The organism is Rhizobium mongolense subsp. loessense (assembly GCF_900099775.1).
Taxonomy (GTDB): domain Bacteria; phylum Pseudomonadota; class Alphaproteobacteria; order Rhizobiales; family Rhizobiaceae; genus Rhizobium; species Rhizobium loessense.
Genome location: NZ_FMTM01000005.1, coordinates 240322 through 254134 on the forward strand (window position 1 = coordinate 240322; position 13813 = coordinate 254134).

General features: G+C 57.3%; 13 protein-coding genes. 5 read left to right on the plus strand and 8 right to left on the minus strand.

The window, feature by feature from the left end; genetic code table 11:
* Positions 1 to 212: 212 nt before the first annotated feature.
* A complete protein-coding gene (locus tag BLP23_RS18480) occupies positions 213 to 938 on the minus strand; it encodes a membrane-anchored protein (protein WP_092586320.1) in 726 nt (241 codons plus the stop codon).
* Positions 939 to 1203: 265 nt separating this feature from the next.
* Between BLP23_RS18480 and BLP23_RS18485 the strand changes: the two genes are divergently transcribed.
* Positions 1204 to 2118, plus strand: coding sequence for a glycosyl transferase (locus BLP23_RS18485; RefSeq protein WP_139187086.1), 915 nt, complete (start codon positions 1204 to 1206; stop codon positions 2116 to 2118).
* On the opposite strand, the gene BLP23_RS18490 is transcribed toward BLP23_RS18485, so the two are convergent.
* Entirely contained in the window at positions 2119 to 3093 is a 975-nt protein-coding gene (locus BLP23_RS18490; RefSeq protein ID WP_092586494.1) for a mitochondrial fission ELM1 family protein, read from the minus strand. It abuts the gene before it with no gap.
* 149 nt (positions 3094 to 3242) lie between these two features.
* On the opposite strand from BLP23_RS18490, the gene BLP23_RS33245 reads away from it, so the two are divergent.
* Together BLP23_RS33245 and BLP23_RS18495 are read left to right on the plus strand one after the other, a co-directional pair.
* Positions 3243 to 3521 carry a hypothetical protein gene (locus BLP23_RS33245; RefSeq protein ID WP_167363935.1) on the plus strand — a complete coding sequence of 93 codons (279 nt, stop codon included), beginning with the start codon at positions 3243 to 3245 and terminating at the stop codon, positions 3519 to 3521.
* A gap of 27 nt (positions 3522 to 3548) precedes the next feature.
* On the plus strand, positions 3549 to 5303 hold the full coding sequence (locus BLP23_RS18495) for an ABC transporter ATP-binding protein (protein WP_092586322.1): 1755 nt from the start codon (positions 3549 to 3551) through the stop codon (positions 5301 to 5303).
* A gap of 194 nt (positions 5304 to 5497) precedes the next feature.
* On the opposite strand, the gene BLP23_RS18500 is transcribed toward BLP23_RS18495, so the two are convergent.
* The 6 genes from BLP23_RS18500 to BLP23_RS18525 form a co-directional block, all read right to left on the minus strand.
* Complete coding sequence (locus BLP23_RS18500; RefSeq protein WP_028739911.1) at positions 5498 to 5770, minus strand: DUF982 domain-containing protein; 273 nt, start codon at positions 5768 to 5770, stop codon at positions 5498 to 5500.
* 133 nt (positions 5771 to 5903) lie between these two features.
* Positions 5904 to 7814: an adenylate/guanylate cyclase domain-containing protein gene (locus BLP23_RS18505; protein WP_092586323.1), complete on the minus strand. Its 1911-nt coding sequence runs from the start codon at positions 7812 to 7814 to the stop codon at positions 5904 to 5906.
* A gap of 190 nt (positions 7815 to 8004) precedes the next feature.
* Complete coding sequence (locus tag BLP23_RS18510; protein ID WP_092586324.1) at positions 8005 to 8778, minus strand: FadR/GntR family transcriptional regulator; 774 nt, start codon at positions 8776 to 8778, stop codon at positions 8005 to 8007.
* A 9-nt stretch (positions 8779 to 8787) separates the two neighbouring features.
* Entirely contained in the window at positions 8788 to 10068 is a 1281-nt protein-coding gene (locus BLP23_RS18515) for a TRAP transporter large permease (RefSeq protein ID WP_074069371.1), read from the minus strand.
* Between the two features lie 4 nt (positions 10069 to 10072).
* A complete protein-coding gene (locus tag BLP23_RS18520; RefSeq protein WP_092586325.1) occupies positions 10073 to 10651 on the minus strand; it encodes a TRAP transporter small permease in 579 nt (192 codons plus the stop codon).
* A 148-nt stretch (positions 10652 to 10799) separates the two neighbouring features.
* Positions 10800 to 11777 (minus strand): TRAP transporter substrate-binding protein, encoded by a 978-nt coding sequence (locus tag BLP23_RS18525; protein WP_092586326.1) that lies wholly within the window; start codon positions 11775 to 11777, stop codon positions 10800 to 10802.
* A 534-nt stretch (positions 11778 to 12311) separates the two neighbouring features.
* Here BLP23_RS18525 and BLP23_RS18530 point away from each other — a divergent pair.
* The gene (locus BLP23_RS18530) at positions 12312 to 13331 is read left to right on the plus strand and encodes a Gfo/Idh/MocA family protein (RefSeq protein ID WP_092586327.1); all 1020 of its coding nucleotides are present in this window, start codon (positions 12312 to 12314) and stop codon (positions 13329 to 13331) included.
* 106 nt (positions 13332 to 13437) lie between these two features.
* Positions 13438 to 13629, plus strand: coding sequence for a DUF3008 family protein (locus BLP23_RS18535; RefSeq protein WP_092586328.1), 192 nt, complete (start codon positions 13438 to 13440; stop codon positions 13627 to 13629).
* Positions 13630 to 13813: the final 184 nt, after the last annotated feature.

Here is a 13813-nt window from a genome sequence, read left to right on the forward strand (position 1 = left end):
CGCAGCGTTTACACGCTCTTGATGGATGTGCGCCGATCATCAGCAGAATTCGCTCCTGAGGCCACGTCCCGTTGTCAAGCTTGAAGAGTACCCGCTATCCCCTCATTGTGACCTGCGACCAAGAAGTATCCTCGGGCGGGGACCGCCTTGCGAAGTTCCGGGTCTCCCGTCAGTCTGCGCACTCCATCGACCTAGTGTGGCTATACGTGGCATTAACGCATTACGCCGGCATTCCATAGCGGTATGCCGATCGCTGAGGAAACTTGAGGGTCCGCGGTGTAAAGCGGCCACCCATCGCGCAACAGCTTGCTGAAAACCATCTCGTCCATCGTTTGATGAAGTCGCCCAAGATTTTCGTCATTGTACGCATGCCCGGTGGACCGAGGATTAATACCGGTAATTATGACTTCACTCGCGCCATGGCAAAAGGCAAACAGCACCGCATTTACCCCGTTGGAACACTTTTCACTCGCGTCCATTTCCGCAGTCTTTAGGCCGCAAACTTTATCGAGTAGCGCCATTCTTTCGTACTTGTTGACAAGCGTTAGACTCTCGTACTGGTAGTGAAATGCGCTCAAGCCCGCCTTGAGTGCTTCCTCACCCTCCGGCCAGAGAAAGACATATAAGGCCTTTGTGGACTGCCCCCGCAGCACCCGGCGAACCTCAACCGCGTTGGTATTTTGACCTCTGATCTGGTTGAATTGCATGAATGTAATGTCTGGTCTCTCGATGCCCCAGCTTTTTGTGACAGCCTGAGACCCGTTGACTGTCACAATGCTATAATTGCGATCTAATCCAGCAGGGAGATTTGCTTGCGGGGCAGATCCAACCACGACTACGGGACCGCGAAACGGACTGCGTAAATCCGGAGGGCTTGGCCGTGCAAGTTTGTATTTTAGTGTTCGGTACACCCGCTTGCGAAGTTGACTAATGTTCATAATAACTCAAGGATTTCATAGAAGTAGGCAGTTCGCGTGACAGCCAGTTTTCTACCGGTCAGTTCGACGTTCGGCAGTCGAGATACGGTTTTGTTCTCGTCGTGATTATTACCTTGACACTTCTAGTAGTCGCAAGCCAATAACTTTGCAAAGACCACACTTTGAACAATCACACGCGCGGGGCGGCCTTCAGGAGACGCTACAGATAGCGAAGATTTCAAGCGCCCGCTCGGCCTTGCTAAGAAAACGATCAGGTAGCGTTGTCATGGGAGAGATATTTCACTCAGCAAACCGCCCGTTGTCACGATCCATTATTAAAATCGGCGTTAGGCTGTTTCTCGGCCGATCTAAAAGCCATTTTCAAGATTGGCTGCCGGGGCTCAAAATAATTTCCCCCGAGGAGCGGCAACAAGCCTTAATTCGTTATCGGTCGGTCGATATTGTTGAAACGCTGGCTTTTGCCGATGTCAATCCAAACAAGCCTGACTGTGTTTTTATCGTCGGCAGCGGCCCGTCAATCAACCAGTGCGCAATTGAGAAGATACCGGCCGGCAGTGCGTTGTTACTCAACGGAGCGATAAGCCTTATTGGATCAAAGATACAAGAGCCGCTCGCTGTAGTTGTGGAGGATGAGCGCTTCGTGTGGAGGCATTTCACTCTCCTTAAGGAAAAGGTTCCTCAGAACCTTCCATGTTTACTATCGATCAGCGTCATTCGAGCGATTTGTGAGATTGACAGTGCCTGGCTTCGAGACAGAAAGGTCGTGCTCATCAGAAACATTCTTGCACCATATGGGCAAAAACGACGTTCAGAAGTGGCTGTTCAAAGCGGCTGGCTTTTCCGGAGTGAGAATTCGGCAGTATCGATAGATCCTGACAAAGGCATATTCCCCGCGGGCTCTGTCGCCGCAACTGCCATGCAATTTGCGTTAGCGTCGGGCGCGACACGCATTGGCCTTTTTGGTATAGATATTTCGAACGCGAATCTCCCTCGGTTTTACGAAAATGAGACCTCCTCCGCTTATACTGGAATTTTATCGGCGGAGCGTCGTATTCTCGCGTTCTTCGCGGCGGCAAAGCAGTATGCAGGTAGAAAGTCCATTGAATTGGATTGTTTTTCGCCCGTTTCCGCATTGCTGAAAATCGGCTATCGCTACGACGGACGCTTCGAAAACGACTGACTATTCTCCAGTCAATGGTCCGGGTTGGAACCCGATCCTTCGTTCAATGACGCGCGCTATACGCTTGGCTTCATTTAGCGGTGAATACGAATAAGCCTCAAGTCGACCTTCGAACGACCGCGTCAATTTCAATGTTTCTCGCAGATCCCGATGAAAGCGCTCAAACTTCACCAGCCTATCGCCGGGAACAGCTGACAGATCCAAGGAATATACCGGTCGGCCGGTCACTAGCGCCTCGCATGGCATTGTCACTGAATCCTTTGTGATGAGAAAGGCGTCAGCCGCCGCGACGTAGTCAATGTAAGGATTTGGCTCACATCGATCCCAAACGGTGACGGTTGGTGATTCCATCTCGCGTAGTCTTCGCAAAGTCTCATCGTCGGATCTTCGAGATGTTGACACGAGAACTTGCCAGTCGCCGTCTGCAAGAGTTCTAACTGCGTCCTGGATGCCGCTTATCGCCCGATCGTCATAAACGTAGGCACCGTTTGAACCTCCCACGAATACGGAGGCTATTTTGCGTCCGTGCGGACTATACCGGCGCCTGGCATTTTCCCGCCGGAGCAGTATCTCTTCGGCCCGGAGCCGATGTGGCACGCCTACCATCCGCTCGTATTGCGGCAGTTCATCGAACTCATTTGTCCAGTCATGATTGGATACGAAAACCAAATCATAACCGGATACCCTCGGACGCTGGAGATGCACTATAAACGGCCGGCTTTTGAAGGCTCGTTTCATCTTTATGACGTGGCTTTCAGACCTAAAACCACAGGAAATGATGACATCAGGCCTTGCTTCTCGTGAAGAGAACAAACGCGGCGAAAAATATTTTGAGATGCCGTGTTTTACTACAACGGGTTTTTGAAGGACTGGCCCACCAAAATTATTCGCTACGCCGGTGCATTGAGACATCGTACCAATTTTGGACTCGCTGACAACCCATGCGTTGAGCAGGTCGCTCTTGACCGGATCCATTCTAATTACCCTGTTCGAGACCACGTGGCTGACGTAGTCCCTTCGCTTGTTTTCCGAGGTCATGTTGTTATCAAGCCGTCTCACGGATTCCAAGTGAGGTTCACCAAGTGAGTATCAGGAGACCAGATCAGGATTCTGCGACATTTTTCGTGTCTGGCAATATCCCAAGGCGGCAAACGCTCGCAGGCCAAAACGAGGACGGCCACGTGATCTCGTGGCAGCAGCGTGACGTCAATCTGCTGCCCGACCCCATTCTAAACTTAATGGCAGTCGCGTTCCGCCGCAGCGTTTACATGAATCTGATGGCTATGCAAGACGACCAGCCGAATGCTTCCCGGCAGATGCGCCGTTTTGTCAGGCGCGATGAATACTCGACTTTCCGGTCATTGGCCGGTAATACGCCAGCTCGAACCTTATCGCTTGGCTGAGCCGGCGGGGAATTCATACGAGCGCTCATGTCTCCAGCAAAACAGAACGTCCGCACTCTTGAGATATTGAAGCGGGTGGTCTCCGAAAATTTTAGGGACCATATTCCAGGCTATAGCTTCGCGATAGCCTGCCTCGCTGCGGTCGCGCTTTCTACTGCCTATACGGCTTACGTGATGAAGAGCATTGTCGATGAGGCCTTCGTCAGTAAAGACGCGGAGCTCGTCGGGCTAATCTGTCTCTCGCTCTTCGCCGCATTCGTCATCCGAGGATTTGCAAGCTATGGTCAGGCTGTTGCTCTTTCAAGGGTCAGCAACGGTATCGTCGCCCGCTACCAGAAGCGGCTTGCGGCCCATCTAATGACGCTTCCGGTCGAATTTTTCGACCAGCGACGGTCGGGGCAGGTCGCTGGGTTATTGAGCCAGAATATTTCCGGCATACGCGACGTTCTCAATCTGACGGTTACGTCGACGGCGAGGGACATGCTCTCCTTCGTCTCGCTGCTCGCAGTGATGGTCTATCAGGACCCGCTGCTAAGTACCGTCGTTTTGGTGATGGCACCGGCGCTGCTCTTCGGGCTCAGGTATTTTTCACGTCGCCTCAAAGAAGTTGCGGCAAGAGGCATCCGGCTCAACAGCATTTTCTTCGGAACTTTGCAGGAGACGATCCAGGGCATTTCCGTGGTTAAGGCTTTTACGATGGAGCGCGCGCTGGAGGCCCGGGTCGAAAACGTCATCATTGCGGTCGAGAATCGAGCCAATCACCTTGCCCGCCTCTCCGAACGCAATGCACCCGTAACCGAGAGTTTTGCCGGCCTCATGCTGGCCGGTGTACTTGCTTATGCCGCCTATCGCTCGATCTATTTCAACGTACCGCCGGGTGCCTTCTTCTCTTTCTTCACGGCGCTGCTGCTGCTCTACGATCCACTGCGCCGTCTTGCGAAGCTGCAGGTGCAGATGGAGCGCGCGGCCGTCCACGCACGGATGATCTATGAAGTGCTGGACATGGAGCCACGCCAGCGCGACCTGCCCGATGCTAAGCCGCTGAGGCCGACGGAGGCACGGATCGAATTTCGCGACGTCTCCTTCGCTTATGGCGCCGATAGCGTTCTCAACGGCGTCAGCTTCGTCGCCGAAGGCGGTAAGACGACAGCGCTCGTCGGCCCGTCCGGCGCCGGAAAATCGACGATCATGAATCTGATCCCGCGCTTCTATGATCCGGCGGGCGGCGAGATCCTGATCGACGGGCAGGACATCGCCCATGTCACCAAACAGTCGCTGCGTGAGCAGCTCGCCTATGTCTCGCAGCAACCCTACCTCTTCGAAGGCTCGATCCGCAACAATATCCGATATGGCCGGCCGGATGCGACGGATGCCGAGGTCGAGGAAGCCGCACGGCTTGCCTACGCGCATGATTTCATCTTGGCGCAGCCGCAGGGCTACGATACGCCCGTCGGCGAAAGCGGCGTGACGCTGTCGGGCGGCCAGCGCCAGCGCCTGTCGATTGCCCGCGCGCTAGTGCGCAACGCTCCGATCCTCTTGCTCGACGAGGCAACCTCCGCTCTCGACACCGAATCCGAAGCTGCCGTCCAAAGGGCTCTCGACGAAGCGATGACCGGCCGCACCGTCGTCGTCATCGCCCACCGGCTTTCCACCGTCGTGCGCGCCGACAAGATCGTCGTCATGCAGCAGGGCCGTGTCGTCGAAGAAGGCAATCACGAGACGCTTTCGAAGCTTAATGACGGTCTTTACGCTCGGCTTAGCCAGTTGGGATTCAGTGCGTAAAATCGTTGCGGTTCAGAACTCGCGCGGAATTTGGTGTCTTCGCCACAAACCCGTAGTGCCTTGTGCTCGAACGGGAGCTGCCGCCAACGATGTCGCCGAGGGCGCGCGGTGACCTTACAACGCGCTTCCGCAAGAATGCGATATGATAAAAAACGCATCCTAGCCAGCTGCTTAGCTTAGAATTGCACGGAAAATCAGACTCTCACTCTGATGATGTCAGGAATTTCGAGGGGGATGTGCGCCTCGTGGGCGGCATCGATGAAGGCTTGCCTTGCTTGCTCTTTCGACGTTCTTCCCTCAGCTACGCCGATGCATACTTCCATGGCATCGAAAAATGCTTTGCCATCAGAGACTGGCCAATACCGGAGAAGCATATCTAGGGCTTCCCGGGTATTTGTAATAGTGTAGAGTTGTCCGCTTTTCTTGCAGACGATCATTACCGGCTGAACCCATTGCGCACTGTCCATGGCTCGCCCCACAACCTATCGGCAAGTTAACTCTCGCTGGAATCTTGCGCAGGCGCAAGCGGATTCAGAGGCTGGATTAAGTTCTCATCGATCCAAGAAGGCACAAAAGAACGCGGGGGAGCACTTACCGCGCTCATGCAGTGTTTTGTTCGATAAAGCCTGAACGCAAAGCGGTTTCCGGAGCCTTCGCACGGGAAAGTTCCTGCAGGAATTGTTCCATCAGAGGAGAATCTCCAAAGCGCCGATAGTTGCGTTCGGAGGCCAGCGAAAACTCGGGTTTGGTTTGCACCAATCGCGCCATTGCAACCTGGGCTTCCGCCACATCCCCGCGACCCGCCAACAATGCGGTTCGGATCAGCAGGCAATCCGCGTCCTGCGGCGCACGGATCAGGCACTCTCCAATGACGCTGTCTGCCTCTTCCAGACGACCAGCGGCATAAAGTGCCTGGCCGTGGACATAGGTGTAGTATTCCGGCGCCATAGGGTGTAGGCGCCGCGCGCGTTCGGCATTGCTTACTGCCTCGCGGTAAGCTCCGAAACGGACCTGCGCCTTTGCCAAGGCCATCAGGCTGTCAGGGTCGTTGGGGTTGAATTCCACCGCGCGACCCGCGGCCTGCATGGCGCCGGGATAATCACCGCTGACTGCAAGACCGAAGCTCAAAACCTGGTAACCAATGGCAAGGTTGGGATCGAGACGGATGGCCTGTCGCGCCTCGCTCAAGCCCGTCTCCACGTCGGCCATCGTGGCTCGCCCGCTTACGCCTTGCGTCATGTCGATGATGTAGGTCATGCCGAGATGGGCTCGCGCCAACGCATATCCCGGATCGAGCTCCAACGCGCGATGATAGAGTGCTCGCGCGGCAAGAAGCGCTTCTTTGTCTTTCGAACCATGTTTGTAACGGTCGCGCGCCTTAAGGACGAGATCATAAGCCTCCAGGTTTTCGGTTGGCCGCTTTGAGGCGTCGGCAACTTCGGATTCGCGAACATATGATACGAGGTGCGAAACAATCTCGGTCGTGAGTTCCGTCTGTACGGCAAAGACGTCTGCGACGCGGCGATCGTAGCTTTTCGACCACAGATGGGCGCCGCTGCGCGTATCAATCAGCTGTGCTACGACGCGAAGCTGATCACCCACTCGCCGCGCGCTGCCTTCCACGACATAGCCAGCATCCAACTTTTCGCCGACTTCGCGAATATCGGTTGCCTCTCCACGCAATGCGAATGTGGAATTGCGAGCGATCACTTGAAGCTCGGGATTGCGTGCCAGTTCCGTGATGATGTCTTCCGTGAGGCCATCGGCAAAGTAGTTCTGTCCCGTATCGCCACTCATATTGTCGAAGGGAAGCACGGCAACTGAGGGACGCCGATCCATATCGCTGACGCCGGACAGCCAGGTAACCCTGTCGGCGATCGTTTCTGTCATCGCCCTCAATCCAGGAATCTGGGTTGCTGCGATCACAAGGAAGAGGACGCTTAAGCCAATCGCATAGGGCGCCGCCCAGCGCGACCGGTGCAGGGCGCGCGTGAGGCGCCTCAATCCGTTACCGCTGGCGTCGTCTAATCTGACCGCATAGACCTCTAGTTGCTCGGGGATGTTTTTGACTTGCCGGAAGCCAATTCTTTGGAAAAGGTCACTACGACCGCGGTCGGCGCTCCGCACGACCGCAGCACTGACAAGGATGCTGCCAGGCTCGGCCATGGATTCAAGCCGCGACGCGACGTTGACGCCATCACCAAACATGTCGCCATCATCTTCGATGACATCTCCAAGATTTATACCGAGACGCAGATTGAAAGGCCTTTCGGCAAAGCCGACCTGGATGCCGATAGCCGCATCAAGGGCCTCATTCACGCTTGGAAATGCGGCAAGGAACCCGTCGCCGGCGCTCTTGAAAATTCGGCCACCGTGGCGCTCGACCGACGGTTTGATTACATCGTCGAAAACTGAACGCAGCTCAGCATAGGTCGTCGCCTCATCCTCGGCCATGAGGCGGCTATATCCGGCGATGTCGCCGGCCATGATTGCAGCGAGCTTTCGTTCCACGTCGAGTCCTCGTTACTCCGGCTGAAGATTACAGCATGGTCGCGATCTCAGCCATTCACAGTTGAGTGCGCACAAGGTTTCAGCCGTGGATGCGACCTGCATGGCCCTTTGAAACAGACGCCAGTTTTTGAGCTTGGTGCGAGCGTTGCTCTGCCAACACGGCCTGCCTTCGGGTGGGAAGAAAAGGATATCAGCCCTTGCGCTTGGCCGTTCCTGAAATCCATTTTGCCTGCTGGCCGCTCAAAAGGGCGCGATAGCGTTCCTGGCTCGCGGTCAGGTGGGCGCGCATGGCAGCGCGGGCAGCTTCCGGGTCGCTTGAGGAAATCGCCTTCAGGATTGCCAGATGTTCGCGCTGCAGACCTTCCTGATAGTTGCGCGATAGCATGCTGTCGGTACCCCAGGGCGAAGCGACGTCGCAGGGGATCGCCCGCATACCGAGTGCATCGAGAACCTCGACATAATAGGAGTTGTTCGTAGCAGCCGCAATTGCGCGGTGGAAAGCAAAGTCGCTCTTGCCCGTTGCCTCGCCACGCTCAAGCAGCCGGTCGAATTCGAAGAAGGCTTCGTGGATCTGTGCCTCCTGGGCGGCATTGCGCCGGAGGGCAGCCAGCCCCGCACTTTCAATCTCGAGCCCCATGCGCACCTCGATCACGTTAAGCGCATGGGAGATCTTGTTACCGACGTCGAGGGTGATCGAACCGAAGGCAAGCGTCGGGTGGTCTTTGACGAAGACGCCCGCACCTTGCCGCGCCTCGACGAGTCCATCGGCGGCAAGGGTCGCAATCGCCTCGCGGACAACGGTGCGGCTGACGCCGAAGAGCTCGCCCATCCGGCTTTCCGTCGGCAGCTTCTGGCCGGGCGCGTATTCCCCGGACAAGACCTGCGCGCGGATGGCCGAAACCACGCTTTCGGAGAGTTTCGGCCTTCGCTCGATCCTCAAATCAACGGCTGTATCGGCCGCCATGTCGCTCTCCTACTTGAACGCAGCCGGCAGCCACAGTGAAATTGCCGGGATATAGGTGACCAGTCCAAGCACCACGAGGCCTGCGCCGTAGAACGGCCAGATCGAGCGCATAGCCTCCCAGACCGAAATCTTGCCGACCGCACAAGCCACGAATTGCACCGCGCCAACTGGAGGCGTGTTCAGTCCGATGCCGAAATTCAGGATCATGATCACGCCGAAATGCACCGGATCGACGCCGTAGGCCTGCGCCACCGGCAGGAAGATCGGCGTGCAGATGATGATCGTCGGTCCCATGTCCATGAAGGTGCCGAGCACAAGCATCAAAACATTGAGCAGGAGCAGCACAGTCAGTGGATCGTCGGCTACGGCCTTCATCCAGACCACCAGCGACGCAGGCACTTTAAGGAAGGCCATCAGCCAGGAGAAAGCGGCGGCGGTGCCAATGATCAAAAGCACCATTGCCGTCGTGCGCACGGCGCCTTGCGTGGCGTGGACGAAGTCTTTCCAGCTCATCTGGCGGTAGACGAAGACGGTTACGAGCAGCGCGTAGAGCACAGCGATGCACGAGCTTTCCGTCGCCGTGAAGATGCCGGACCTCACCCCGCCGAAGATGATGGCGATCAGCAGGAGCCCGGGCAATGCGACAGCGAGCAGATGCGCCACCATGGTAAAGCCGGGGAACGGCTCCGTCGGATAGCCGCGCGAGCGCGCGACGATGTAGGCAGTCACCATGAGTGCAGCTGCAAGCAAAAGGCCTGGCAGAATGCCGGCGGTGAACAGGTCGGCGATGGATATTTTGCCGCCGGCAGAGATCGAATAGATGATCATGTTGTGGGAGGGCGGCAGAAGCAGCGCGATCAGCGCCGCCATAGAAGTGACGTTGACGGCGTAGTCCGCGCCATAGCCGCGCTGCTTCATCTGCGGGATCATCAGGCCACCGACAGCTGCGGCTTCCGCCACCGCCGAACCGGAAATGCCGCCGAACAAGGTCGCAGTGACGATGTTCACCTGGCCGAGGCCGCCGCGCACGTGGCCGACGAGGGAAGCAGCGAAGGAGACGATGCGGCTCGCGATGCCACCGCGCACCATCAGATCGCCGGCGTAGATGAAGAAGGGGATGGCGAGCAGCGAAAACACGCTCATGCCGGAATTGAGCCGCTGGAAGACGACCAGCGGCGGCAGGCCCATGTAGACCACCGTGGCGAAGCTGGCGACGCCGAGGCAAAAGGCGATCGGCGTGCCTATCAGCATCAGAGTGGTGAAGACACCGAACAAGATCCAGAGTTCCATCGCACTACACTTTCAAATTGACGTTCGGGTCGGCATTGATGTTTTCGATCTCAACCGCGATTTCGGCCGGCAAAACCTCGTCCAGCGCATCGTCGATCGGTTCGCCGGCGAGGCGGAGCGCGATGCGCTCCAGCGAGAAGATCACGGCCAGCACACCGCCGCCGGCGAGCGGCAGATAGTCGAACGCGCCGGAAATACCCAAGGACGGCAAGGTGGTGTTCCAGGTCAGGCTCATGAGCGCACCGCCGTACCAGATCATGCCGGCGCCGAAGGCGAGAATGACCACGTCCGAGATCATGCGCAGGACGCGCTTGCCGGATTTCGGCAGCACGTAGAGCAGTACGTCGAAACCAAGGTGGTTGTTCTCGCGGATGCCGACGGCAGCGCCGAGGAAGATGAACCAACTCATCAGCATGACGGAGCCCGGCTCCGTCCAACTCGGCGAGTCATTCAGCACGTAGCGGCAAAATACCTGCCAGGCGACGAAGGCCGTCATCAGCACCAGGCCGGCGCCGGCGAGCCACAGCGCGGCGTTGCTCAGGCGGGCCAGGAAGTTGACGGCGGGTGTTAGGCTATTCGACATAAAGGACCTCGTCGAATTGGGCGTTCACTCTCCCTTATCGGGAGGATCGATGAAGATATGCGCGAAACGGCGAGGGAACCGGGGTGGAGGTGACCGCCCACCCCGGTCGTTACGTCGCCTTCCCGCAATAAAGGGAGGCAAGGTGCGACTACTGCACCGCCTTTACATCCTCGACCATCTTCTTCAGCACGTCGTCGGTGACGTGCTTCTCATAAACCGGGGCCATGGCGTCGATGAAGCCCTGCTTGTCCGGCGTGGTGATCTGCGCGCCGAGCTTTTCCACATTGGCGCGCGATTCAGCGACCTTGGCTGCCCAAAGCTCGCGCTGCTTTGCGACGCTGTCCTTGGCCGCCTGTTTGAAGATCTCCTGATCCTCCGGCGTCAGTTTGTCGAACGCGACCTTGTTCATGACGAACACCTCCGGCAGGATCGTGTGCTCGTCGAGCGAATAATTCTTCGCCACTTCGGCGTGCTTGGCAGTGTCGTAGCTCGGGAAGTTGTTTTCCGCGCCGTCGATGACGCCCGTTTCGATCGCCGAGTACACTTCGCCATAGGGCATCGGCGTGGCGTTGGCGCCGAGGGCCGCCACCATGTCAACGAAGATGTCGGACTGGATAACGCGGAACTTCAGGCCTTTCATGTCGGCAACCGTGCTGATCGGCTTCGTCTTGTTATAGAACGACCGCGCGCCCGCGTCATAATATGCCAGTACCACGAGGCCGGCCGGTTCGAACGCCTTCTTGATCTGGTCGCCGATCGCGCCGTCCATAACCTTGTGCATGTGCTCTTCCGAACGGAAGATATAGGGAAGCGCCGGAACGATGGTTTCCTTCACCGTCCCGTTGAACGGCGCCATCGAGATGCGGTTCAGCTCGATCACGCCCGAACGCACCTGCTCGATCGTGTCCTTCTCCTCGCCGAGTTGGGCGGAATGATAGACTTCGACCGAGTAGCGGCCCTTTGTGCGCTCCTTCACCAGCTCGCCGAAATATTTGACGCCCTCAACGGTCGGATAGCCGTCCGGATGCGTATCGGACGATTTCAGCACCGTTTGAGCGCTGGCCGCGCTGCCGATGAACGAGGCGGCAACCATAATACCCGCCGCCAGTTTAACTAAGTTTTTCATGCTTTCCTCCCGTTTTGCATGACGATTTAATGTTTTAAAGCCGGTACGCCATCCTTGCGCGCCTAAGGAAGGCCGTCGCAAAGCTTTCGTCCTCCTTCCGGCGATCTCCCGCGATCGGACGCTGGTGGCCCGCCACGATTGAGAAGCTTCACGGAATTAGAAAAGGGCTCATCGAGGGCATACCGACATATCTCGGGCCCCTTTAGGCTCACGATGGCGCGCGCTGTTTACCTCTGCACAGAGGCACGTGCGCTCTTCTCCTGGATACAGAAGATTTGGATCGATCAGCCCCCTCATTCTTGCCGCTCCTCCAACCGGCTCATTATGGCTAGAACCAGCAAGGTGTAATGTCAACATACAAAACCTACGCACTTGTATGATGAATTTTTTGCGCCGCCGCGCCGTTTCTCATCGGTCAGGGCGCGGGAGAAACAGGCAGAGGAAGTTGGAGATCTGGCCACATCGAGGACGTTGACAAGCAGCTGAATGCGGGCATTCCTGTATCGACCGACTGAAAGAGCTGGAGAGATTGAGTTGGCAAAATTGCGCATCGGGCTGATCGGTCTCGGCATGGCAGCAGCGCCGCATGCCAAAGGGCTGCTCGATCTTAAAGATAGGGTGGAGGTCGCTGCCGCCTTCAGCCCGACGCCTGCGAGGCGGCAAGCATTTTCAGAAACTTATGGTTTTGCGACTTGCGAGGACGCCGGGACAATATTCGCCGACCCGTCGATAGCTGCGGTCATGATCCTGACGCCGCCCAATACGCATCTTGAGCTGGTGCGGCGGGCAGCCGAATCAAACAAGCATGTGCTTCTCGAAAAGCCGCTGGAGGTCACACAGGAGCGGGCGAGGGCGCTGGTCGAGGTGACGGAGCATGCCGGCATAAAGCTGGGCATCGTGCTTCAGCATCGCTTTCGTCCGGTCAGTATTGCACTTGCCGCACTGATCCATGAAGGGCGCCTCGGCGAGATCGTCAGCGCTTCGGCGCGTCTCCACAACTGGCGGCCGCAAAGCTATTATGATCAGCCAGGACGCGGCACGCGGGCTCGCGATGGCGGCGGCGTGCTTCTTACCCAGGCCATCCACACACTTGACCTTCTGGTTTCGCTCGCCGGCCTTCCGGAGGAGGTCAGAGCCTATACGACAACCAGCAAGGTGCACCGCATGGAGACGGAAGATCTGGCGATGGCAGCCATTCGCTTTAAAAGCGGAGCAATAGGCACCGTAAGCGCTACCACCTGTGCCTACCCCGGATATCCGGACGAGATCGACGTCATCGGCACGCGCGGCATGGCCCGCCTTGACGGGCGACGTCTTGCCGCTTCCTTCCACGATGGAACCGAAATCTCAATCGAAGACGAAGCAGCCGGCGGTGCCGGCGCCGATCCTATGGCCTTCCCGCACGACCATCATCGCTCTGTGCTTGCCGATTTTCTCGATGCCGTTGAGCATGGACGCGAACCGTGCGTCAACGGGCGCGAGGCCCTGAAAGTTCACCGCCTCATTGACGCCATTCTCGCCGCCGCTCAAAGCGGCCAGTCGGAACATCTGTAAGCTTCCGCGAGTATCAAGCCGGCAGGGCAATCTCCGTCTGGTGCTGGAACTGGTTCAGGAACTATCCTTCTTCGCCGGAGTTGAGCGGTGGAAAGGAGAAACCGACATGCCAGCAAAATCCAAAGCACAGCAGAAGGCGGCTGGAGCAGCCCTCTCGGCAAAGCGAGGCGAAACACCGAAAAGCGAACTCAAGGGGGCTTCCAAGCAGATGGTCAAATCCATGAGCGAGAAACAGCTCGAGGAGTTTGCCGCGACCAAGACCAAAGGAAAGCCAGAGCACGCGCCCCGGAAGGGGTAGGATAACTGCGTCAAAGACGACCATCGGTCAGAACGCAATCGCCAAAAGGCTCGAACTCGCGAGGGCTATGAAACTGGTGCCGTGACTGCCGTTGTCTCCGCCTGCAAGGGGACAATCGTTGCGCCGGTTTCCACGCTAAAACAGCTTGAAAGGCTGATAAATGCAGGAAAATCTGCGCGCCGGC